The sequence below is a fragment of the Enterobacter sp. MG-EB028 genome (genome assembly GCF_056673305.1).
Genome location: NZ_CP195079.1, coordinates 3608283 through 3630209, shown reverse-complemented (window position 1 = coordinate 3630209; position 21927 = coordinate 3608283). Strand labels below are relative to the sequence as shown.

Annotated in this window: 21 protein-coding genes and 1 rRNA gene; 14 read left to right on the top strand and 8 right to left on the bottom strand. The window is 54.5% G+C overall.

From position 1 onward, the window contains the following. Positions 1–68: 68 nt before the first annotated feature. Both rrf and ACR42C_RS17120 read left to right on the top strand, forming a co-directional pair. Positions 69–184: ribosomal RNA gene (gene rrf, locus ACR42C_RS17125) — 5S ribosomal RNA — on the top strand. A gap of 211 nt (positions 185–395) precedes the next feature. After that, on the top strand, positions 396–1691 hold the full coding sequence (locus ACR42C_RS17120; RefSeq protein WP_163330604.1) for an MFS transporter: 1296 nt from the start codon (positions 396–398) through the stop codon (positions 1689–1691). Here ACR42C_RS17120 and ACR42C_RS17115 read toward each other — a convergent pair. From ACR42C_RS17115 to trxC, 5 genes are all read right to left on the bottom strand, one after another. Then, positions 1688–2011: a YfiM family lipoprotein gene (locus tag ACR42C_RS17115; protein ID WP_320719952.1), complete on the bottom strand. Its 324-nt coding sequence runs from the start codon at positions 2009–2011 to the stop codon at positions 1688–1690. The two genes, ACR42C_RS17120 and ACR42C_RS17115, sit on opposite strands and share 4 nt — an antisense overlap. A 45-nt stretch (positions 2012–2056) precedes the next feature. Then, positions 2057–3412 carry a CDP-diacylglycerol--serine O-phosphatidyltransferase gene (gene pssA / locus ACR42C_RS17110; RefSeq protein ID WP_116343332.1) on the bottom strand — a complete coding sequence of 452 codons (1356 nt, stop codon included), beginning with the start codon at positions 3410–3412 and terminating at the stop codon, positions 2057–2059. A 110-nt stretch (positions 3413–3522) separates the two neighbouring features. After that, on the bottom strand, positions 3523–6186 hold the full coding sequence (locus tag ACR42C_RS17105; RefSeq protein WP_479984364.1) for a bifunctional acetate--CoA ligase family protein/GNAT family N-acetyltransferase: 2664 nt from the start codon (positions 6184–6186) through the stop codon (positions 3523–3525). 35 nt (positions 6187–6221) lie between these two features. Continuing rightward, complete coding sequence (gene tapT, locus ACR42C_RS17100) at positions 6222–6920, bottom strand: tRNA-uridine aminocarboxypropyltransferase (RefSeq protein WP_116343330.1); 699 nt, start codon at positions 6918–6920, stop codon at positions 6222–6224. Between the two features lie 69 nt (positions 6921–6989). Continuing rightward, entirely contained in the window at positions 6990–7409 is a 420-nt protein-coding gene (gene trxC / locus ACR42C_RS17095; protein WP_061097357.1) for a thioredoxin TrxC, read from the bottom strand. Positions 7410–7613: 204 nt separating this feature from the next. On the opposite strand from trxC, the gene ACR42C_RS17090 reads away from it, so the two are divergent. Further along, positions 7614–8744, top strand: a complete 1131-nt coding sequence (locus ACR42C_RS17090) for a tRNA/rRNA methyltransferase (RefSeq protein ID WP_316380677.1) — start codon at positions 7614–7616, stop codon at positions 8742–8744. A gap of 40 nt (positions 8745–8784) precedes the next feature. Here the strand turns inward: ACR42C_RS17090 and ung are convergent, their stop codons facing one another. Continuing rightward, positions 8785–9474 (bottom strand): uracil-DNA glycosylase, encoded by a 690-nt coding sequence (ung, locus tag ACR42C_RS17085; RefSeq protein ID WP_023333064.1) that lies wholly within the window; start codon positions 9472–9474, stop codon positions 8785–8787. Between the two features lie 314 nt (positions 9475–9788). On the opposite strand from ung, the gene grcA reads away from it, so the two are divergent. Continuing rightward, positions 9789–10172 (top strand): autonomous glycyl radical cofactor GrcA, encoded by a 384-nt coding sequence (grcA, locus tag ACR42C_RS17080; RefSeq protein ID WP_006176733.1) that lies wholly within the window; start codon positions 9789–9791, stop codon positions 10170–10172. A gap of 52 nt (positions 10173–10224) precedes the next feature. Here the strand turns inward: grcA and srmB are convergent, their stop codons facing one another. Further along, positions 10225–11553, bottom strand: a complete 1329-nt coding sequence (srmB, locus tag ACR42C_RS17075) for an ATP-dependent RNA helicase SrmB (protein ID WP_116343327.1) — start codon at positions 11551–11553, stop codon at positions 10225–10227. A gap of 132 nt (positions 11554–11685) precedes the next feature. Between srmB and trmN the strand changes: the two genes are divergently transcribed. Beyond that, entirely contained in the window at positions 11686–12423 is a 738-nt protein-coding gene (trmN, locus tag ACR42C_RS17070) for a tRNA(1)(Val) (adenine(37)-N(6))-methyltransferase TrmN (RefSeq protein WP_023344703.1), read from the top strand. On the opposite strand, the gene nadB is transcribed toward trmN, so the two are convergent. Further along, positions 12408–14027, bottom strand: a complete 1620-nt coding sequence (gene nadB / locus ACR42C_RS17065) for an L-aspartate oxidase (protein ID WP_116343324.1) — start codon at positions 14025–14027, stop codon at positions 12408–12410. The genes trmN and nadB overlap by 16 nt on opposite strands. A 344-nt stretch (positions 14028–14371) precedes the next feature. Here nadB and rseD point away from each other — a divergent pair, with 344 nt between their 5' ends. From rseD to era, 9 genes are all read left to right on the top strand, one after another. Then, positions 14372–14455 carry a rpoE leader peptide RseD gene (gene rseD, locus ACR42C_RS17060; RefSeq protein WP_233002681.1) on the top strand — a complete coding sequence of 28 codons (84 nt, stop codon included), beginning with the start codon at positions 14372–14374 and terminating at the stop codon, positions 14453–14455. Further along, positions 14452–15027 carry an RNA polymerase sigma factor RpoE gene (gene rpoE, locus ACR42C_RS17055; protein ID WP_006176728.1) on the top strand — a complete coding sequence of 192 codons (576 nt, stop codon included), beginning with the start codon at positions 14452–14454 and terminating at the stop codon, positions 15025–15027. Before rseD ends, rpoE begins: the two co-directional genes overlap by 4 nt. A gap of 31 nt (positions 15028–15058) precedes the next feature. Continuing rightward, entirely contained in the window at positions 15059–15709 is a 651-nt protein-coding gene (rseA, locus tag ACR42C_RS17050; protein WP_014832926.1) for an anti-sigma-E factor RseA, read from the top strand. Next, entirely contained in the window at positions 15709–16662 is a 954-nt protein-coding gene (gene rseB / locus ACR42C_RS17045) for a sigma-E factor regulatory protein RseB (RefSeq protein ID WP_041908666.1), read from the top strand. Before rseA ends, rseB begins: the two co-directional genes overlap by 1 nt. After that, positions 16659–17135 carry a SoxR-reducing system protein RseC gene (gene rseC / locus ACR42C_RS17040; protein WP_116343322.1) on the top strand — a complete coding sequence of 159 codons (477 nt, stop codon included), beginning with the start codon at positions 16659–16661 and terminating at the stop codon, positions 17133–17135. Before rseB ends, rseC begins: the two co-directional genes overlap by 4 nt. 185 nt (positions 17136–17320) lie before the next feature. Beyond that, positions 17321–19120, top strand: coding sequence for a translation elongation factor 4 (lepA, locus tag ACR42C_RS17035; protein WP_014884847.1), 1800 nt, complete (start codon positions 17321–17323; stop codon positions 19118–19120). A 16-nt stretch (positions 19121–19136) separates the two neighbouring features. Beyond that, the gene (gene lepB, locus ACR42C_RS17030) at positions 19137–20111 is read left to right on the top strand and encodes a signal peptidase I (protein ID WP_116343320.1); all 975 of its coding nucleotides are present in this window, start codon (positions 19137–19139) and stop codon (positions 20109–20111) included. A gap of 222 nt (positions 20112–20333) precedes the next feature. Then, complete coding sequence (gene rnc / locus ACR42C_RS17025; RefSeq protein WP_003860711.1) at positions 20334–21014, top strand: ribonuclease III; 681 nt, start codon at positions 20334–20336, stop codon at positions 21012–21014. Beyond that, entirely contained in the window at positions 21011–21916 is a 906-nt protein-coding gene (era, locus tag ACR42C_RS17020) for a GTPase Era (RefSeq protein WP_025757643.1), read from the top strand. Before rnc ends, era begins: the two co-directional genes overlap by 4 nt. Positions 21917–21927: the final 11 nt, after the last annotated feature.

The following is a 21927-nucleotide window of genomic DNA, read 5'->3' as shown; positions in this document are numbered from 1 at the left end:
GCCGAAGGTGTTTTGGCGGAAGAGACAGAACAATCAATATTCAGCCTGATACAGATTAACAGAATTTGCCTGGCGGCTTTAGCGCGGTGGTCCCACCTGACCCCATGCCGAACTCAGAAGTGAAACGCCGTAGCGCCGATGGTAGTGTGGGGTCTCCCCATGTGAGAGTAGGGAACTGCCAGGCATCAATCAAGAAGAACCCCGTACCGTAAGGTGCGGGGTTTTTTGCTTTGGATTCCGGAAACGCTGGCCTTTCTCTTAATCCCTTATCCTGCTAATAAAATGTGTGATCCCTGTCTCAATGTTATTTATAACAAAATTATAACATTTCATTTACGAGGTAATTGAGTCTGCTAGCTCAATACGCCGCTGTATATGGCAGGAGCATAATCACAATGACAGAAAGCATTGCATCAAACGGGACGCTGGCTAACAGCGATACCCGAAGAAGGGTATGGGCAATCGTCAGTGCCTCTTCAGGGAACCTGGTAGAATGGTTCGACTTTTACGTCTACTCATTCTGTTCACTCTACTTCGCACATATTTTCTTCCCCTCCGGCAACACCACGACGCAGCTTCTACAAACGGCAGGAGTATTTGCCGCAGGATTCTTAATGCGCCCCATCGGTGGCTGGCTGTTTGGCCGCATTGCGGATCGCCGCGGGCGTAAGGCCTCCATGCTGATCTCCGTGTGTATGATGTGCTTTGGTTCTCTGGTGATCGCCTGTTTACCGGGATATGAATCGATTGGCACCTGGGCTCCGGCGCTACTTTTGCTGGCCCGCTTATTTCAGGGGCTATCGGTCGGTGGCGAATACGGCACCAGTGCGACCTATATGAGTGAAATTGCGCTGGAAGGCCGTAAAGGCTTTTACGCCTCATTCCAGTATGTAACGCTTATTGGTGGACAACTGCTGGCGATTCTCGTGGTGGTGATCCTGCAGCAAATCCTGACAGATGAACAACTCCACGCCTGGGGATGGCGAATTCCTTTTGCGATGGGGGCCGTGCTGGCAGTAGTTGCACTTTGGCTACGTCGTCAGCTGGATGAAACCTCGCAGAAAGAGGTCAGAACGCTGAAGGAGGCGGGAACCTTTAAAGGGTTATGGCGTAACCGCAAGGCTTTCCTGATGGTGCTGGGCTTTACTGCGGGCGGCTCCCTCAGCTTTTACACATTCACCACCTATATGCAGAAGTACCTGGTGAACACCACCGGGATGCACGCAAATGTCGCCAGCGTTATTATGACTGTGGCGCTATTTGTCTTTATGCTCATCCAACCGATTATCGGAGCGCTTTCGGATAAAATTGGCCGACGTACGTCAATGCTGATCTTTGGCGGGCTGTCGGCGTTGTGTACCGTGCCTGTTCTGTCTGCGCTCCAGCACGTATCATCGCCATATGCCGCATTTGCGCTGGTCATGCTGGCGATGGTGATTGTCAGTTTCTATACCTCTATCAGCGGGATACTGAAAGCCGAAATGTTCCCGGCACAGGTGCGTGCGCTGGGGGTTGGGCTTTCTTATGCAGTAGCCAACGCGTTGTTTGGTGGTTCGGCGGAGTACGTTGCGCTGTCGCTTAAATCATGGGGAAGTGAAACGACATTCTTCTGGTACGTGACGGTAATGGGGGCGCTGGCCTTTGTTGTCTCCCTGATGCTGCATCGCAAAGGGAAAGGTATTCGTCTTTAATAATGCGCCATCTGCCACACGGCATAGCCGGTCGTTGCGCCGGCGACATCCCAGGCGAAATCTTTCCAGCTCCAGCCGCTCCCTGAGGGGCGGCTATCCCACAGTTCTTTTGATGCCCCAAGGCCCACAGAGAACATCAACCCTATCCCCGCGCTACGGTCACGGCTGTATCCCTGATGCTGCGCGTACTCATTACCCACTGCGGAAAGCATAGCGGAAGCGAGGAAATGCTGTGCTTTATCCTGACCGGACCAGCTATCGTTGGCCATATGACTGCAGCCACTCAGAAAGAGGACGCTCAGTAACAGGAGGATGCGCATTTTAGGGCTCCATAAAAAAGCCCTGCGGGTGGCAGGGCCTGGACATTACAGAATACGGCTGATAAGTCGATCAATACGGATACGACGCAAGCGGCGAATCAGCTTGCGGACTTTCACCGGATAATCGGCAATGCTCTGCAGCTCGCGGTAATGATTAACCACCGTGGTATGCGTGCGAATCAACTCCAGTTCACGCTCACGCTGTGCGGCTAACTCATGCTGAGGGTCATGGATCAGGATCGCGTTTTCCAGATCCAGTCGCCACGCGCGCGGGTTCAGATTGTTACCGGTCAGCAGCATCCACTCATCGTCAACCCATATGCCTTTCAGATGGTAACTGTTGTCTTCATCTTTCCAGAGACGTACAACCAGCTGGTCAGTGTTTACGTAATATTGTAAACGGCTCAGGAAACGGCGCAGGTTAATCTCATAAAGATAAGGCAGCGCGCCGATGATTTTGAACGGCTGATCTTCAGGAATGAAGAAGTCGTTTGCCGTTTTATCCCCGACGATAATTTCCACTTTTTTACCATCGCGCAGTAGCTGAATAATGTTACGTACCAGTACGGCGGGAAGGTTAAAGTACGGCGTGCAGATGGTAAGTTTCTGCTCCGCGCACGGCATCAGATGGAAGATCGTTTTATTCAGCAGGCTTGATTTGCCGAGCCCAACCAGCGGGGTAACGGATAACTCTTCGTTATTCGCATCGCCCTGAAAATGGTAGACCGCATCGCGCAGCTCCTGGCGGAAGGCGCGAACATCATTTTTGATCTCCGGGCTTTTAGGGCGCTCAGGATCGTCAAGGCGATTAACGCCACGGCCGTGTACCAGGTTTTTATCAACCCAGTTAAACATAATATCGGCCATCTGCGGATTACGGATCAGATGGTAACGATCGTAGCGATATTTATCGAGCTGATGAAGGTAAACGTCATTCAGACTTGCGCCGCTGTACAGGACGCTGTCATCAATGATAAACCCTTTAAAATGGAGAACGCCGAGCGCTTCACGGGTATTCACCGGTACGCCATAAACAGGCACATCGACGCCAGGATTTTCCTGCGCCGTGCGGCAATACCAGTCTGCATTGGTATTTGAAGCGGCCGCGCCAATACGGCCACGCTGGGCGCGATGCCAGTCAACCAGTACGCGAACATCCAGCTCTGGACGCTGACGCTTGGCTTCATAGAGCGCGTTCAGGATCGCGCGCCCGCCTTCATCTTGTTCAAGATACAGGGCCACAATGCAAATGCGTCGCGTGGCACTGGCAATCTTTTCCAGAAGCGTCTCCCGAAAATGAGCGGGAGCGTAAAAGAACTCTACATCATCAACTGACTGAGAAATCTTCGGTAGTTGAGCAAGGTGTTGTTGATGTTTATTACGCTTAAATTTTGACAACATCACAGTGCGTTTCTTCTCTGTTCATTGAAGGGTTGTCTGTACCATGCAAACAACATAAGCGGACAATGATACCACCAGTCCCGTCCAAAGTGGGTAACATTTCCAGTAGCTTACTCGGGTTTGTCTGCTGATGTTAGGCCGAGGGATAAGGCGACAATACCTTCGTCCAGCTGAATATCAACGTCAAATCCGAGTTTTCGCGCCAGGGTCACCATACCGCGATTGTTCGGCATAGTAATGCCATTCAGACGTAACAATCCGTGATCTCGCGTATAACTGATGAGTTTTTCCAGCAGCCGTCTGCCCAGACCCAGGCCTTTAAGATCGGAGCGTACCAGGACGGCAAACTCCGCGTCGACGTTATCCGGGTCAGAAATAGCGCGCGTCACGCCCAGGATCTCATCGCCCCGATCGGAACGCCGAACAGCGACAAATGCCATTTCTCGATCGTAGTCGATCTGGGTCATATTGGCTAAATCATCATGGGTAAATTCGTTGATTTCGCTAAAGTAGCGGTAATAAAGATCCTCTTTCGTGACCTGAGAGATAAAGGCCCGCAGCTGAGGTTCATCTTCCGGCAGAATAGGGCGGAACAAAGTGCGTTCCCCATTCTTCATCTCAACCCACTCTTCCAGCTGCAGAGGATACGGACGGATCGCCAGGCGGCTCTCTCTGTCCCCTTCGAATGGCGCGATATCCAGCGTCACGTCCAGCGCCGTAAATTCAGTGCCGGAAGCGAGCAGCGGATGGATATCCAGCCTCTGGATCTCCGCACAATCTACGATCAGGTTAGACACCTGCACCAGGAACTGACTCAACCCGGCAATATCGAGCGGACGCAGGGCACTGCGGCCTCGGATCTTTTTGCTTTTAATCGCCTGAATGATGAGATAGCGCGCCAGATTCATGTTCAGCGGTGGTAATGCCACCGCGGCCTGCTCTTCCGGACGCCACTCAACGCCGCCTTCTCCCAGCATAATGAGCGGGCCAAAGACGGGATCGTGTTCAACCACTACCCGCAGTTCCTGAGCGCCCGCGCGGTTAGCCATGCTCTGCACCAGCAGCCCGTGGATCCGCGCCTGCGGCCAGGCCATTTTGACGCGATCGAAAATGGCATCGGCTGCCTGCTGCACCTCCGTTGCCGTACGCAGGTACAGCATGACTCCCTGAACGTCCGACTTATGCGGAATATCGGGGGAACGCAGCTTAAGTGCGACCGGGTAGCCAATTTGTTCGGCTATATGTACGGCCTCAGCGCTGTCGCTGGCGATCCAGGTTGGCAGAGTTTGCATCCCGTAGCTGCCCAGAATGGGCTGCACTTCATGCGTATCAAGCGAGGTCGCGCCTTCTTCGATAGCTTGCTGCAACAGCCGGTGAACGTCGACGGTGTTCGCCGTCAGATTACCCGGCAAAGCCGGCGTCTCACGCAGCTGTTTCTGGTTGCGTCGATATTCCACCATATGCATAAATGCCGTGATGGTGCCTTCCGGCGTGCGGTAGGTTGGCAGTCCGGCTTCACTGAACAGGCGTCGTGCCTCCTGAGAGGAAAACTCACCGCACCAGTTGGTCAGTAGGGTGACGTATTTGCCGCGCGGATGGTTTCGTACTGCCTCAATCATCGCCCGCGCGCTTTCACTGCCCGGCGCGACCGCACTAGGGGAGTGGATAATCATCAGCGCATCGAAATCCTGGCTGTCCAACAAAATGGAGATTGCCCTGATATAGCGATCGCTGCTGGCGTCATCGCGCAAATCAAGCGGATTGTCGGGCGTCACGCTTGCGGGAAGCGCCTCTCTGAGGCGTTGCAGCGTCTCTTCACCCAACGTGGCCAGTTTGCCGTTACGCAGCCAAAGCTCATCCAGCGCGAGTGCGGCAGGGGCGGCACCATTACTGACGATCATCAACTTCTCACCGCGCAGCGGTCGCATATGGCTTAGCGTCTCAACGGCGGAAAAAAGTTCATGCGTATCCTGCACCCGCAGTAACCCCGCGCGCTGAATGGCGGCATCCCAGGCGGGATCCATGCCGGAATGGGACTGCAGCAGACGCTGAGCCGCAGGACTGCGACCGCTTTTGATAACGAGGATCGGCTTATTGCGGGAAGCACTTCGTGAAGCCGATACAAAACGACGGGCGTCGCTCAGATGCTCAAGGTAAAGGAGGATTGCGCTGGTTTTGCTGTCTCTCGCCAGGAAATCCAGCAGCTCGTCAACGTCGATATCCATGCTGTCGCCCAGGGCAATGAAGTAGGAAAATCCCATCTCACGCTGCTGAGCCCAGTCGAGGATAGTGTTCGATACGGCTGCCGACTGCGAGATAAAGGCGAGTTTGCCTTTGCGAATTGGCACCGGGGAGAAGCTGGCGTTCAGCCCCTGCCAGGGTGCGAGCAGACCCAGGCTGTTCGGCCCAAGAATGCGCATCTGATAACGGCTGGCGCAGGCCAGCAGTTCGGGTTGCTGTTCAAGCGGCGACGAGAGAATAATGCAGGTTTTACACCCTTTCTTGCCGAGTGACTCCAGCAGTTCCGGATTGCGTTTGGCGTTTGTACACAGAACGGCGAGATCCGGTACGAAAGGCAGGCTCTCCACGTCCGGCCACGCAAGCACGCCCTGAACGGCCTTATAAGCCGGCGTGACGGGCATAACGGGACCGTTGAATCCCCCGGCCAGCAGGTTACGCATCATCAGATAGCCTGCACGATCGGGTTTCATTGATGCGCCGATGACGGCAATGGATTTAGGTCGGAGTAGCGCTTCTAACCCTCTTTGGCTCATGCAGGCCTCCTGTAAATGCAAGCGACCTGATGATTTTAAACGCTTTCTGTCTCCGTTGCTGTGATGCTGCCCTTATGAACGGTTTTTCCCGCCAGATAGCGCTCCCGGAAACATGAGAAATGGTTGCCCAGGGCGCCGGCCGCTGCGGTATCTCCTGCTAAATCCAGCAGCGCAATGGCCACTTCGGCGGTGCAGTATTGGCCGTCAGCATGGGCTTCGCGCAGGCGGTAGGCCGAGACGCGGGAAAGATCGACAGAAATCACCGGCAGCGCGTCAAGATAGGGGCTTTTGCGAAACATTTTCCGCGCTTCGGTCCAGGTTCCGTCCAGCATAATAAACAGTGGCGGTTTCCCGGATGGCGGCGCGGTAAGGACCTGACGCTGTTCTCCCGCATAAGACGCCGGGAAAACCACCATCGGCTGGTAGTTCGGGCTTGCCACCAGGTCGAGCAGAGCCTGAGGCGGTGCCGTACGGGACCACTGAAACGCGGCGGTATCCGGCAGAATATCGGCGATAAGACGCCCCGTATTGCTGGGTTTCATCGGCTCGGTATCGAACATGACCAGACAAAAGCGGCTCTCCGCCGAACTCGGGGCCAGCGTCTCGCACAGACAAACCTTCAGCGGCAGCAGGCAGCGCTGACAGCGGCGAATACGGTTGCCGCGGGCGAGGAACGGTCGGGTAGCGCGCGCAAGGCGCTCGGCGCGTAATGTAAGGACAGCGTTATCAGTCATGGGCGAAATGGAGGAAAAACCCTATTTTCGCAGAGGCGGGAACGGGGCACAAGATGTGCCCCGGGAATGTTACAGCGATTCGTTTAACCAGCTGTCAAAGGGGGCTTTTGGAACCGCACCGTTGAGCATATCGATCACTTCACCATTTTTGAAAATCATGATGGTCGGGATACTGCGAATACGAAAACGTGCGCTCAGCTCGCGTTCGGCTTCGGTATTGACCTTCACGAACCGCATTTTCCCGCTGCGCTCTTCGGCCACATCTTCGAAGATTGGCGCAAAGCTGCGGCACGGACCGCACCAGGGCGCCCAGAAATCGACCACCACCGGGAGATCGTCCTTGAGGAGTTTGTCCAGCGTAGCACCCGTCGCGTTAATGACATCGCCATCAAACAATTCATGGCCACAACGTCCGCATTTCGCACCATCTTCAATCCGATCGTCCGGAATGCGATTAAGAGCCTGACAGTTGGCACATACGGTATTCATAACTAACCTCTGATAGAGCCGTGGGACAGCGGCAGAACGCCGATAATGTTTCTAATATGTTACATATTATCAATGAGCCTGTTTGAAACAACAATGCGTTTTATTCAATGAGAACAATAGTCACAGGCTTTTGTACGAAATTATGGCTATGCGCTGGCACATCGGGTAATCTGCGCGCTTCGCGCAGCGCTGGTGGAGAAAAGCATGAACGACGAAATGAAAAACAAAAGCGGCAAGGTCAAAGTGATGTATGTCCGCAGTGATGATGACTCTGATAAACGCACCCAAAATCCGCGTACCGGAAAAGGGGGCGGGCGTCCGGCGTCCTCTCGTGCAGACGGTGGCCGTCGCCCCGCCCGCGATGACAAAAATACCCGCGGTGATGACCGCAAACGTGACGATCGCAAACGCGATGACCGTCCGCGTTCCGACCGCCCACGCAGTGACCGTCCACGCGACGATCGTCCGCGTGATGACTTCTCACGCGATAACGCCTCACCGTGGCGCACCGTTTCTCGCGCCCCTGGCGATGAGACGCCGGAAAAACCAGATCACGGCGGTATCAGCGGTAAAAGCTTTATTGACCCGGAAGTACTGCGCCGTCAGCGCGCGGAAGAGACCCGCGTATATGGCGAGAACGCCTGCCAGGCGCTGTTCCAGAGCCGTCCTGAGTGTATCGTCCGCGCCTGGTTCATCCAGAGCGTGACCCCGCGCTTTAAAGAAGCGCTGCGCTGGATGGCCGCGAACCGCAAAGCCTACCACGTTGTGGATGATGCAGAGCTGACCAAAGCCTCCGGTACTGAACACCACGGTGGCGTCTGCTTCCTGATCAAAAAACGTAACGGCACGACCGTGCAGCAGTGGGTCAGCCAGGCGGATGCCGATGACTGCGTGCTGGCGCTGGAAGACGTGGGCAACCCGCATAATCTGGGCGCAATGATGCGCAGCTGCGCGCACTTTGGCGTGAAAGGCGTGCTGCTGCAGGATGCCGCGCTACTGGAATCCGGCGCCGCGATCCGTACTGCGGAAGGCGGGGCCGAGCACGTACAGCCTATCACCGGCGACAGCGTTCTGGATGCCCTTGAGCAGTTCCGTAAAGCGGGCTATTCCATCGTAACCACATCGAGCCATGCCGGCACGCCGCTGTTTAAAGCGACGCTGCCGCGTAAAATGGTGCTGGTATTAGGTCAGGAACGCGATGGTCTGTCTGACGCGGCGCTCTCCAGTGCAGATCTGAGCGTCTCTATCGACGGAACAGGCAATGTGGAAAGTCTGAACGTATCCGTTGCGACCGGCGTGCTGCTAGCCGAGTGGTGGCGTCAGAACAAGGCATAAGCCTCTTAATGTGCCGGGCCTGACCCGGCACATTCAAATCCTACTCGCTCTCTGCCGGTAACACAGGCATCCAGTCAATTGGCGTTTCGCCACGTTTTTCCAGCCATTCATTTGCCAGAACAAAATGATTACTCCCAAAGAAGCCGCGATGCGCAGACAGCGGTGACGGGTGCGGTGCTTTCAACACGTGATGACGCTGACGATCGATAATCGCACCTTTCTTCTGCGCATGCGATCCCCAGAGTAAAAACACGACCCCTTCACGATGCTCGTTGATAAGGCTGATGACTTTATCGGTAAAGGTTTCCCACCCAAGGCTGGCGTGCGAATGCGCCTGACCTGCCCGTACGGTGAGCACCGTATTCAGTAACAGCACGCCCTGGCGCGCCCAGCTTTCCAGATAACCGTGGTTGGGGCGGGTAAACCCGGGCACGGTTCCCTCAAGCTCTTTATACATGTTGAGCAGAGAAGGGGGGATAGCCACGCCCGGACGAACGGAAAACGCCAGCCCGTGCGCCTGCCCAGGGCCGTGATAGGGATCCTGGCCCAGTATGACCACTTTCACATCGCTCAGCTCGGTATAGCGAAACGCGTTGAACACATCTTTTTGCGGCGGATAAATCGTCTGCCCGGACTGACGCTCAGCGGCAACGGTGCTGAGCGTGTTGATAAAATAAGGCTGCTGCTTTTCTTCTGCCAGCACGTCATGCCAGGTTAAAGGTGTCGTCATGTCGCTCTCCTGCGAATCTCAATCTGTGACTAGCTTACCTGTTTAACTCCGGTGAGCAAAATTACGCGCTGAAATGCGTGCTAAGCAATTAAATTTATTTTGAAATGATGCAGGTTAAGTTTAATTGGCAGGGGTGTGAAATTGATCTTAAACAATAAATTCAAACCACACTCTTTGTGTGGTTGGTGTTTTTGTTGATTTAAATCAATAAATCACCGAGGTGTGAATGATATATATACACACAAGAAACAATGGTTTTACCAATTGGCCGCGTAAGGCCAGCATCAGTTAATGTAGCCTAAGGGAGGCAACACATGATTACAGGTATCCAGATTACCAAAGCGGCAAATGACGATCTGCTCAACTCTTTCTGGCTGCTGGACAGCGAGAAAAATGAAGCGCGCTGTGTAGTAGCGAAAGCGGGTTTTGCTGAAGATGAAATCGTACCGGTGAACAAACTGGGCGAAATCGAATACCGTGAAATCCCAATGGAAGTGCAGCCGGAAGTGCGCGTTGAAGGGGGTCAGCACCTGAACGTTAACGTGCTGCGCCGCGAAACGCTGATGGATGCCGTTGAGCACCCAGAAAAATACCCGCAGCTGACTATCCGTGTGTCTGGCTACGCGGTTCGCTTTAACTCACTGACTCCAGAACAGCAGCGCGACGTTATCGCCCGTACCTTTACTGAAAGCCTGTAAGGTTTCAGCCACGGGGGTGGAATAAAAAAGCCGGGAAATGTCCCGGCTTTTTTTACTCTTCAGTTTTGGTCTCTGGCGCAGCAGAGCTTGGCTTACGGCGCTTACCAATGTTTTTGGTATCGCGGTGGCGTTGCTTCACGCGCGGCTTCTCTTTTTCTTTCTCTTTTCTCTCAGCACGTTTCGCCAGCGCTTTCTTGGACGGTTTACCCGTCATTTTTTCACTCGGCGCACGTGTGGTTGGGCGCAATCCATCAATAACGCGCGCTTTCAGCGGCTCGTCAACATAGCGGCCAATTTTCTGCAGCAGCAGGTGGTCATGCGCTTCAACCAGTGAAATCGCAATCCCTTTGCGGCCCGCGCGACCGGTACGGCCAATGCGGTGCAGATAGGTATCTCCGCTACGCGGCATATCGAAGTTAATGACATGGCTTACGTCAGGGATGTCGATCCCGCGTGCGGCAACGTCTGTTGCGACCAGCACGTTAACGCGGCCATCGGTCAGACGCTTAATGCCTTCGGTACGCTTGATCTGCGCCATCTCACCTTCAAGATAGCAGTTGTTGATCCCGGCGTTACGCAGCATTTCAGCCAGCTCGTGCACGCGCTCGCGCTTACGCACAAACACGATGGTGCGGGTGGCGTCTTCCTGCTTAAGCAGGTGCTTGAGCAGCTCAACCTTGTGCTCAAGATTGTCCGCACGGTAATACCACTGGTGGATCTTTTTACGCTCTCGCGTGGACGGCGTCGCAGAGACTTCCACCGGATCTTCCAGCAGACGCTCTGCGAAGTCCTTGATCGCATCCCCTTCAAGGGTGGCAGAGAACAGCATCGTCTGGTTACGCCAGCGCGTTTCACCTGCAATATGCTCGATATCCTGCGCAAAGCCCATGTCCAGCATGCGGTCGGCTTCGTCGAGGATCAGCGTTTCTACCGCGCGGCAGTCGAAGTTCTCTTCTTTAATGTACTGCAGCAGGCGGCCCGTCGTCGCGACGACGATGTCCTGGTTTTCGCTGAACACTTCAGCGTGGTTCATATACGCAACGCCGCCGGTGATAGTGGCAATATCCAGATGTGTATTCGCCGCGAGTTCACGCGCGTGATCGGCAACCTGCATAGCCAGTTCGCGCGTAGGCGTCAGGATCAAAATACGCGGCGGGCCAGATTTTTTACGTGGAAAGTCGAGCAGGTGCTGCAACACAGGCAGCAAATAGGCTGCTGTCTTCCCCGTGCCGGTTGGCGCAGAACCGAGCACATCGCGGCCCTCAAGCGCAGGCGGAATGGCCGCTGCCTGAATGGCGGTCGGGCGTGTAAAGCCTTTGCTCTCAAGTGCATTGAGCAGGCTTTCATCGAGTTCAAGTTCGGAAAAAGTCGTTACAGTCATGTTCTACCTCTGTGTGGGGCGCTGATTATAGACGTTACGGCTGTAATCTTCATCTGTTTGTATGGATATCGCTTTGCGGCCACTTCGCTTTCCCCTATGCTACTCCAGTTTCACTTAGAAGGTTGTCCTGACATGTCTCAACTCAAAGCGCAGCTGCGCCGCGATGGTTTTACGTTTAAACAATTTTTTGTCGCCCACGATCGCTGTGCCATGAAAGTCGGTACAGACGGCATTTTACTGGGAGCATGGGCACCTGTCGCAGGCGTTAAGCGTATTCTTGATATCGGTACCGGCAGCGGGCTGGTGGCGTTGATGCTTGCGCAGCGTACGGAAGAACATGTCACCATTGATGCCGTCGAACTGGATGCGCAGGCCGCAGAGCAGGCGAGTGACAATATGGCCGAATCTCCCTGGGCAGCCCGAATGAAAGTGGAATGCGCAGATGTGCTCGCCTGGGCGCCTGAACAAACCGCGCGTTACGATCTGATTGTCAGCAACCCTCCCTACTACGAGCCCGGCGTTGAATGCGGGACACCCGAGCGTGAACAGGCGCGTTATACCGGCTCCCTCGATCATAAAGCGCTGCTCACCAGTGCGGCAGAACTCATCTCCGAAGAAGGTTTTTTCTGTGTGGTCCTGCCCGAGAGTACCGGCAACACGTTCATTGGTATCGCGCAGGAAATCGGCTGGACGTTACGTCTGCGAACTGACATCTCTGATACGGAAGGCCGGTTGCCGCACCGCGTGCTGCTGGCGCTCTCGCCAAAAGAGGGTGAATGCTTTAATGACCGAATGGTGATCCGTGGGCCAGACCAGCGCTATTCCGAAGATTACACGGCTCTGACCCAGGCGTTTTATCTGTTTATGTAAACCTGCGGGGCGAGTATCGACGGGCCGGACTCAGGAAGCTGATCCGGATAGTCGAGGGTGTAGTGCAGCCCGCGGCTCTCTTTACGCATCATCGCGCAACGAACAATAAGCTCGGCAACCTGCACCAGATTGCGCAGCTCCAGCAGATTATTGGAAACGCGGAAATGGGCATAATATTCATCAATTTCCTGTTGCAGCATCGTAATGCGGCGCAACGCCCGTTCCAGACGTTTCGTGGTGCGCACAATCCCAACGTAGTCCCACATAAATAGCCGTAGCTCGTGCCAGTTGTGCTGGATCACGACCCGCTCGTCCGGGTTATCCACGCGGCTTTCATCCCAGGCAGGCAACTGCTCTGTCTCGCGGGCGTAAGGCATTCGCCTGGTGATGTCTTCCGCTGCTGACCAGCCGTACACCAGACATTCAAGCAACGAGTTAGAGGCCATACGGTTCGCGCCGTGAAGTCCGGTATAGCTGACCTCACCAATAGCATACAGTCCGTCTACGTCAGTGCGTCCATGATCGTCAACCATGACGCCACCGCAGGTATAGTGTGCCGCAGGCACAATGGGCACTGGATCGCGGGTCAAATCAATCCCCAGGCTCAGCAGTTTTTCGTAAATCATCGGAAAATGCTGGCGAATGAACTCTGCTGGCTTATGGCTGATATCAAGATACATGCAGTCCACGCCAAGACGCTTCATTTCATGGTCGATGGCGCGCGCGACGATATCGCGCGGGGCCAGCTCACCCCGGGCGTCGAAGTCGGGCATAAAGCGGGAGCCATCAGGGCGTTTCAAATAAGCGCCTTCGCCACGCAGGGCTTCCGTCAGCAGGAAGTTGCGCGCCTGAGGATGGAACAGGGCGGTGGGGTGAAACTGATTAAATTCAAGATTTGCCACGCGGCAGCCGGCGCGCCAGGCCATGGCGATACCGTCCCCGGAAGCGATATCCGGGTTCGTGGTGTACTGGTACACCTTGGAGGCGCCACCCGTAGCCAGCACGACGGCCTTTGCCTGACAGGTTTCCACCTTCTCTTTATTACGGTTCCAGACCCACGCCCCCACCACGCGACGCGTGCCAGGCAAGCCAATCTTGTCGGAAATGATCAGATCAACGGCGTTGCTCCGCTCAAGGACCCGGATATTAGGATGGTTCAGCGCTTTGCTGACCAGCGTGGTTTCCACTTCTTTTCCGGTAGCATCCGCGGCGTGCAGGATGCGGCGGTGGCTGTGGCCGCCTTCACGGGTCAGGTGGTAGCTCTCTTCACCGTTAGGCTGAACCTGGGTATCAAATAATACGCCCTGATCGATGAGCCACTGAACGCAATGGCGGGCATTGCTTGCGACAAACTCTGCGGCGTGCGCATCCACGATCCCGGCTCCGGCAATCAGCGTATCTTCCACATGCGACGCAATGCTGTCGGTCTCGTCAAACACCGCGGCAATACCGCCCTGGGCATAAAATGTTGAGCCTTCACTTATCGGACCTTTGCTCAGGACAATAACGTTCTGATGCTCGGCCAGACGAAGCGCCAGAGAAAGACCGGCAGCACCGCTGCCGATGATCAGTACATCACAATGAAGTTCAGGTGTTGTGTTCATGATTTTTTGTTTAATTTACTAAACAGTGTTTGGGCAGAATAGCACCTGAATGCGAGATATCGCACGTTTTTTTTAGTGGGTGTTGCAATTGCTAAACGCGTAAGCAGGGGTAAACGAGAGGTAAATGAATGAAATTATTTTGCGAAGCAGATCGTTAGCGTCAGATTTTGTGGTGAAATAAAGCCCGTGTTGCGTTACTCTTCTGGCGGGAAAAAGATGTTTCTTGTCAGAAAGTGGTGCGTATCGTGAACAGACTTATAATGAGAGAAAATGAACGGTCTGCGGCGCGATGAACAAAAACAAAGGCGTTACGGAACTTATTGAAGATCAGACACTCTAAGCTGGTGCTTGCTCAAAGTGCGGTAGTTGTAGAGTGGCGTTTCGATAACGCGTGGAATTTAGGTTTGGGGAGACATTACCTCGGATGAGCGAGCAGTTAACGGACCAGGTCCTGGTTGAACGGGTCCAGAAGGGAGATCAGAAAGCCTTTAACTTACTGGTGGTGCGCTACCAGCATAAGGTGGCGAGTCTGGTGTCCCGCTATGTACCGTCAGGTGATGTACCTGACGTGGTGCAAGAGTCTTTTATTAAGGCCTATCGCGCGCTGGATTCGTTCCGGGGAGATAGTGCTTTTTATACCTGGCTGTACCGTATTGCTGTCAATACGGCAAAGAATTATCTGGTTGCTCAGGGCCGTCGTCCGCCGTCCAGTGATGTAGACGCTATCGACGCCGAAAACTTCGAAAGTGGCGGTGCGCTGAAAGAAATTTCGAACCCTGAGAACTTAATGTTGTCAGAAGAACTGAGACAAATTGTTTTTCGCACGATCGAGTCGCTCCCGGAAGATTTACGCATGGCAATTACGTTACGGGAGCTTGATGGTCTGAGCTATGAAGAGATAGCCGCTATCATGGATTGCCCGGTCGGCACGGTGCGTTCACGAATTTTCCGTGCGCGAGAAGCTATTGATAATAAAGTTCAACCGCTTATCAGGCGTTGACGATAGCGGGATACTGGAAAAGGTATTAGGCATGCAGAAAGAAAAACTTTCCGCTTTAATGGATGGTGAGACGCTGGATAGTGAGCTGCTCAACGAGCTGTCTCATTCTCCCGAAATGCAAGAGACCTGGGAGAGTTACCATCTCATCCGTGACACGCTGCGCGGTGATACCGGAGAGGTTCTCCATTTCGATATCTCAGCCCGCGTGATGGCGGCCATCGAGAATGAGCCTGTTCATCAGACCACTCCGCTGATTCCTGAAGCTCAACCTGCGCCTCACCAGTGGCAGAAAATGCCTTTCTGGCAGAAGGTGCGTCCATGGGCCAGCCAGCTCACCCAAATGGGGGTGGCTGCATGCGTATCGCTTGCAGTTATCGTTGGCGTCCAGCACTATAATACTCAGTCTGAAACTAATCAGCAGCCAGAAGCGCCAGTGTTCAACACACTGCCGATGATGGGCAAAGCGAGCCCGGTAAGTCTGGGCGTACCGGCTGATGCCTCCGCCAGCGGCGGTCAGCAACAGCAGGTGCAGGAGCAGCGCCGTCGCATTAATGCGATGTTGCAGGATTACGAGTTGCAGCGTCGTTTGCACTCTGAACAGCTTCAGTTTGAGCAGGCCCAAACTCAGCAAGCTGCTGTGCAGGTGCCCGGAAACCAAACTTTAGGAACGCAATCGCAGTAATGAAGCAACTTTGGTTCGCCATGTCTCTGATGGCGGGTAGCCTGTTCTTCTCTGCTAACGCCTCGGCTGATGTTTCATCCGGGGCGTTGTTGCAGCAAATGAATCTGGCCAGCCAGTCACTCAATTACGAGTTGGCATTTATCAGCATCAACAAGCAGGGCGTCGAGTCGTTACGCTATCGCCATGCCCGTCTTGATAACCAGCCGCTCGCCCAGCTTTTACAGATGGATGGTCCACGTCGGGAAGTTGTCCAGCGTGGCAACGAAATCAGCTATTTCGAACCCGGTCTGGAGCCTTTCACTCTGAATGGCGACTATATCGTTGATTCTCTGCCGTCGCTTATCTATACCGACTTCAAACGGCTTGCCCCTTACTATGATTTTATTTCGGTAGGGCGTACCCGTATTGCAGACAGACTGTGTGAAGTGATTCGCGTGGTTGCGCGCGATGGCACGCGCTACAGCTATATCGTCTGGATTGATGCGGAAACCAAGCTGCCGATGCGTGTGGATCTGCTCGACCGCGACGGTGAGACGCTTGAACAGTTCCGCGTCATCTCCTTCAGCGTGAACAATCAGGTTGGCAACAGCATGCAGAATCTGGCGAAGGCCAGCCTGCCGCCGCTGCTTTCTGTTCCGGCAGGGGACTCCGCTAATTTCAACTGGGTTCCTTCATGGATCCCGCAAGGTTTTAGTGAAGTGTCCAGCAGCCGTCGTCAGTTGCCCACTATTGATACGCCAGTTGAATCACGCCTCTATTCCGATGGCTTGTTCAGCTTCTCGGTGAACATCAACCGCGCAACGGCAAATAGCGCTGAACAAATGCTTCGTACCGGGCGTCGTACGGTCAGCACAACGGTACGCGATAATGCAGAGATCACGATTGTGGGGGAATTACCTCCGCAGACGGCGAAGCGCATTTCAGACAGCATTAAATTCAGGGCCGCACAATGATTAAAGAGTGGGCTACCGTCGTCTCATGGCAGAATGGTATTGCGCTGGTCAGTTGTGATGTTAAAGCCTCATGCAATAGCTGCGCATCCCGAGCCGGTTGTGGCAGCCGCGTGCTGAATAAGTTAGGGCCACAGACATCGCATACGATTTCCGTGCCGAGCGAACAGCCGCTGGTGGCGGGTCAGAAGGTGGAACTGGGGATTGCGGAAGGCAGCCTGCTCAGTTCCGCGATGCTGGTTTATCTCTCTCCGCTGGTGGGGCTGTTTGTCATGGGCGGCCTTTTTCAGATGCTATTTGGTACCGACGTGGCCGCCATGTGCGGTGCCGCGCTGGGGGGAGTGGGAGGATTTTGGCTTGCCAAAGGTCTCTCGCCGAAGCTCGCTGCGCGCGAAGAGTGGCAGCCTGTCATTCTCAGCGTCGGGCTGGCGCCAGACCAGCTTCGTGTTGAGACGCTCTCTTCTGAGGCCCGGTGATCCATCGGGCTTTATCATTTTTTACGACCTAATACAGAAAACGACCTCTCTTCACGCTATACCTGTCTCTAAGTGCATTTCCAGGTAGCGAGGATGTAGTGTAGAATGCTGCGTTTTCGCACTGAAAAACGTCAGGCTAAGAACAGCGGCCTCCAGGAATTCGTAAGGCATAATTATTTAACTATATGAAGAACATACGTAACTTTTCGATCATTGCTCACATTGACCACGGTAAGTCGACGCTGTCTGACCGTATTATCCAGATTTGCGGTGGCCTGTCTGATCGTGAAATGGAAGCCCAGGTTCTGGACTCCATGGACCTGGAACGCGAACGCGGTATCACCATTAAGGCACAAAGCGTTACGCTGGATTACAAAGCGGCTGATGGTGAAACCTATCAACTGAACTTTATCGACACCCCAGGCCACGTTGACTTCTCCTATGAAGTATCACGCTCGCTGGCGGCCTGTGAAGGCGCGCTGCTGGTTGTCGATGCCGGGCAGGGCGTTGAAGCCCAGACCCTGGCAAACTGCTATACCGCGATGGAGATGGATCTCGAGGTTGTGCCGGTTCTGAATAAGATCGACCTGCCAGCCGCCGATCCTGAGCGCGTCGCAGAAGAGATTGAAGACATTGTCGGCATTGACGCGACCGACGCCGTCCGCTGCTCTGCCAAAACCGGTGTGGGCGTGACCGACGTGCTGGAACGCCTGGTACGTGATATTCCGGCACCTGAAGGTGACCCGGATGGTCCGCTGCAGGCGCTGATCATCGACTCCTGGTTCGATAACTACCTGGGCGTTGTTTCACTGGTGCGTATTAAAAATGGCACCATGCGTAAAGGCGACAAAATCAAGGTCATGAGTACCGGGCAGGTCTACAACGCAGACCGTCTGGGTATCTTTACGCCAAAACAGGTTGACCGTACCGAACTTAAATGCGGCGAGGTAGGTTGGCTGGTCTGCGCCATTAAAGACATCCTCGGCGCGCCAGTGGGCGATACCCTGACCGGCGCGCGTAACCCGGCAGACAAAGCGCTGCCAGGCTTTAAAAAGGTGAAACCGCAGGTTTACGCGGGCCTGTTCCCGGTCAGCTCTGACGACTACGAAAACTTCCGTGATGCGCTTGGCAAACTGAGCCTGAACGATGCCTCCCTGTTCTACGAGCCAGAAAGCTCAACGGCGCTGGGCTTCGGCTTCCGCTGCGGCTTCCTCGGCCTGCTGCACATGGAGATCATTCAGGAACGTCTGGAGCGTGAATACGATCTGGATCTGATCACTACCGCACCGACCGTAGTCTACGAAGTGGAAACCACCTCGAAAGAAGTGATCTACGTCGACAGCCCGTCTAAGCTGCCGCCGCTGAACAATATTCACGAGCTGCGCGAGCCTATCGCAGAGTGTCACATGCTGCTGCCGCAGGAGTTCCTGGGCAACGTTATCACGCTCTGTATTGAGAAGCGTGGCGTGCAGACCAACATGGTTTATCACGGTAACCAGGTGGCGCTGACCTATGAAATCCCGATGGCGGAAGTGGTACTCGACTTCTTCGACCGTCTGAAGTCTACCTCCCGTGGCTATGCGTCACTGGATTACAACTTCAAACGTTTCCAGGCCTCCAACATGGTCCGCGTAGACGTGCTGATCAACGGCGAGCGTGTGGACGCGCTGGCGCTGATCACCCACAACGACAATGCGCCGTACCGTGGCCGCGAGCTGGTAGAGAAGATGAAAGATTTAATCCCGCGTCAGCAGTTCGACATTGCGATTCAGGCAGCGATTGGCAACCACATCATCGCGCGTTCTACAGTGAAACAGCTGCGTAAAAACGTTCTGGCGAAGTGCTACGGCGGTGACGTCAGCCGTAAGAAAAAGCTGCTGCAGAAGCAGAAAGAAGGTAAGAAGCGTATGAAGCAGGTCGGTAACGTTGAGCTGCCGCAGGAAGCATTCCTTGCCATTCTTCATGTTGGTAAAGACGGCAAATAACCTTTAAGGAGTTGGCATGGCGAACATGTTTGCCCTGATCCTGGTCATCGCTACGCTGGTGACAGGTCTGCTGTGGTGTCTGGATAAGTTTATCTTCGCCCCAAAACGCCGTGAACGTCAGGCTGCCGCGCAGGCGGCTACTGGCGACCAGCTGGATGCGAAAACCCTCAAGAAAGTTGGCCCGAAACCGGGCTGGCTGGAAACGGGCGCGTCGGTATTCCCGGTGCTGGCGATTGTGCTGGTGGTACGTTCGTTTATTTACGAGCCGTTCCAGATCCCATCAGGTTCAATGATGCCAACGCTGCTGATTGGTGATTTTATTCTGGTGGAGAAATTTGCCTACGGCATTAAAGATCCTATCTACCAGAAAACGTTGATTGAAACCGGTCATCCAAAACGTGGCGACATTGTGGTGTTTAAATATCCGGAAGATCCGCGTCTGGACTACATCAAGCGTGCGGTAGGCCTGCCGGGTGATAAGGTGACCTACGATCCGGTTGCGAAGGAAGTCACCGTTCAGCCGGGCTGCAGCTCCGGTACCGCCTGTGAAAACGCGCTGCCAATCACCTACTCCAACGTCGAGCCAAGTGATTTTGTGCAGACCTTTGCCCGTCGTAACGGCGGTGAGGCGACCAGCGGGTTCTTCCAGGTGCCGAAAGGCGAAACCAAAGAGAACGGTATCCGCCTGGTCGAGCGTAAAGAGACGCTGGGTGACGTGACGCACCGCATTCTGACCGTGCCAATCGCGCAGGATCAGGTGGGGATGTATTACAAACAGCCGGGTCAGCAACTGGCCAGCTGGATCGTACCGCCGGGACACTACTTCATGATGGGTGATAACCGCGATAACTCCGCGGACAGCCGTTACTGGGGCTTTGTGCCGGAAGCGAATCTGGTGGGTAAAGCAACTGCGATCTGGATGAGTTTTGAGAAGCAGGAAGGCGAATGGCCGACCGGCGTACGCCTGAATCGTATTGGCGGAATCCATTAATTCTCAGGAAAAGAACACGTAGCCGCGTTATTTCGCGGCTACGTGAATTATTTCCTCGATAAATCTCTTTGAACTAACGACATCCCCTGTCGTTGTGTATAGAATATTCCCCCGAAGTTTAAGGTTGGCCCTGCAAGGGTGCCACAGCACACGAAACCGCGTTGGTTTTCTCAGGTCGGTTTCGTGTGCTGCATTTTTGACGCATTCATTTATTGGTATCGCATGAACCCCATCGTAATTAATCGGCTTCAACGGAAGCTGGGCTACACTTTTCATCATCAGGAGTTGTTGCAACAGGCATTAACCCACCGCAGTGCCAGCAGCAAACATAATGAGCGTCTCGAGTTTCTGGGTGACTCTATTTTAAGTTTCGTGATTGCGAATGCGCTTTATCATCGTTTCCCGCGCGTGGACGAAGGTGATATGAGCCGCATGCGTGCCACGCTGGTTCGGGGTAATACCCTTGCGGAAATCGCGCGCGAATTTGAACTGGGCGAATGTCTGCGTCTTGGGCCGGGTGAACTGAAAAGCGGCGGCTTCCGTCGTGAATCTATTCTTGCCGATACGGTCGAAGCATTAATTGGTGGCGTGTTCCTGGACAGCGATATCCAAACCGTAGAAAAGCTGATCCTTAACTGGTATCAGACCCGTCTGGACGAAATCAGCCCGGGCGATAAACAAAAAGATCCTAAAACGCGCCTGCAGGAATATCTGCAGGGTCGTCATCTGCCGCTGCCATCCTATCTGGTGGTGCAGGTCCGTGGCGAAGCGCACGATCAGGAATTTACCATCCATTGCCAGGTCAGTGGCCTGAGTGAACCGGTGGTGGGCACAGGTTCAAGCCGCCGTAAGGCTGAACAGGCTGCCGCCGAACAGGCGTTAAAAATGCTGGAGCTGGAATGAGCATCGACAAAACCTATTGCGGATTTATTGCCATCGTCGGACGTCCGAACGTTGGTAAATCCACCCTGCTGAATAATCTGCTCGGGCAGAAGATTTCTATCACCTCGCGTAAGGCGCAGACCACGCGTCACCGCATCGTCGGCATCCATACTGAAGGCGCGTATCAGGCGATCTACGTCGATACCCCGGGCCTGCACATGGAAGAGAAGCGCGCCATCAACCGCCTGATGAACAAGGCGGCGAGCAGCTCCATCGGCGACGTAGAGCTGGTGATTTTCGTTGTGGAAGGCACCCGCTGGACGCCGGACGACGAGATGGTGCTGAACAAGCTGCGTGATGGTAAAACGCCGGTCATCCTCGCGGTCAACAAAGTTGACAACGTGCAGGAAAAAGCTGATCTGCTGCCGCATCTGCAGTGGTTGGGTAGCCAGATGAACTTCCTGGATATCGTCCCGCTGTCTGCTGAGACCGGCCTTAACGTGGATACCATCGCGGGCATCGTGCGCAAGCATCTGCCGGAAGCGATTCACCACTTCCCGGAAGACTACATCACCGATCGCTCTCAGCGCTTTATGGCGTCTGAAATCATCCGTGAAAAGCTGATGCGTTTCCTGGGCGCTGAACTGCCGTACTCTGTGACAGTGGAGATCGAGCGTTTCCAGAGCAACGAGCGCGGTGGCTACGACATCAACGGCCTGATCCTCGTTGAGCGTGAAGGGCAGAAGAAGATGGTGATCGGCAACAAAGGCGCCAAGATCAAAACCATCGGTATCGAAGCTCGCAAAGACATGCAGGAGATGTTCGAAGCACCGGTTCACCTCGAACTGTGGGTGAAGGTGAAATCTGGCTGGGCCGATGATGAGCGTGCTCTGCGCAGCCTCGGTTACGGCGAAGACCAGTAAACAAAGACGGC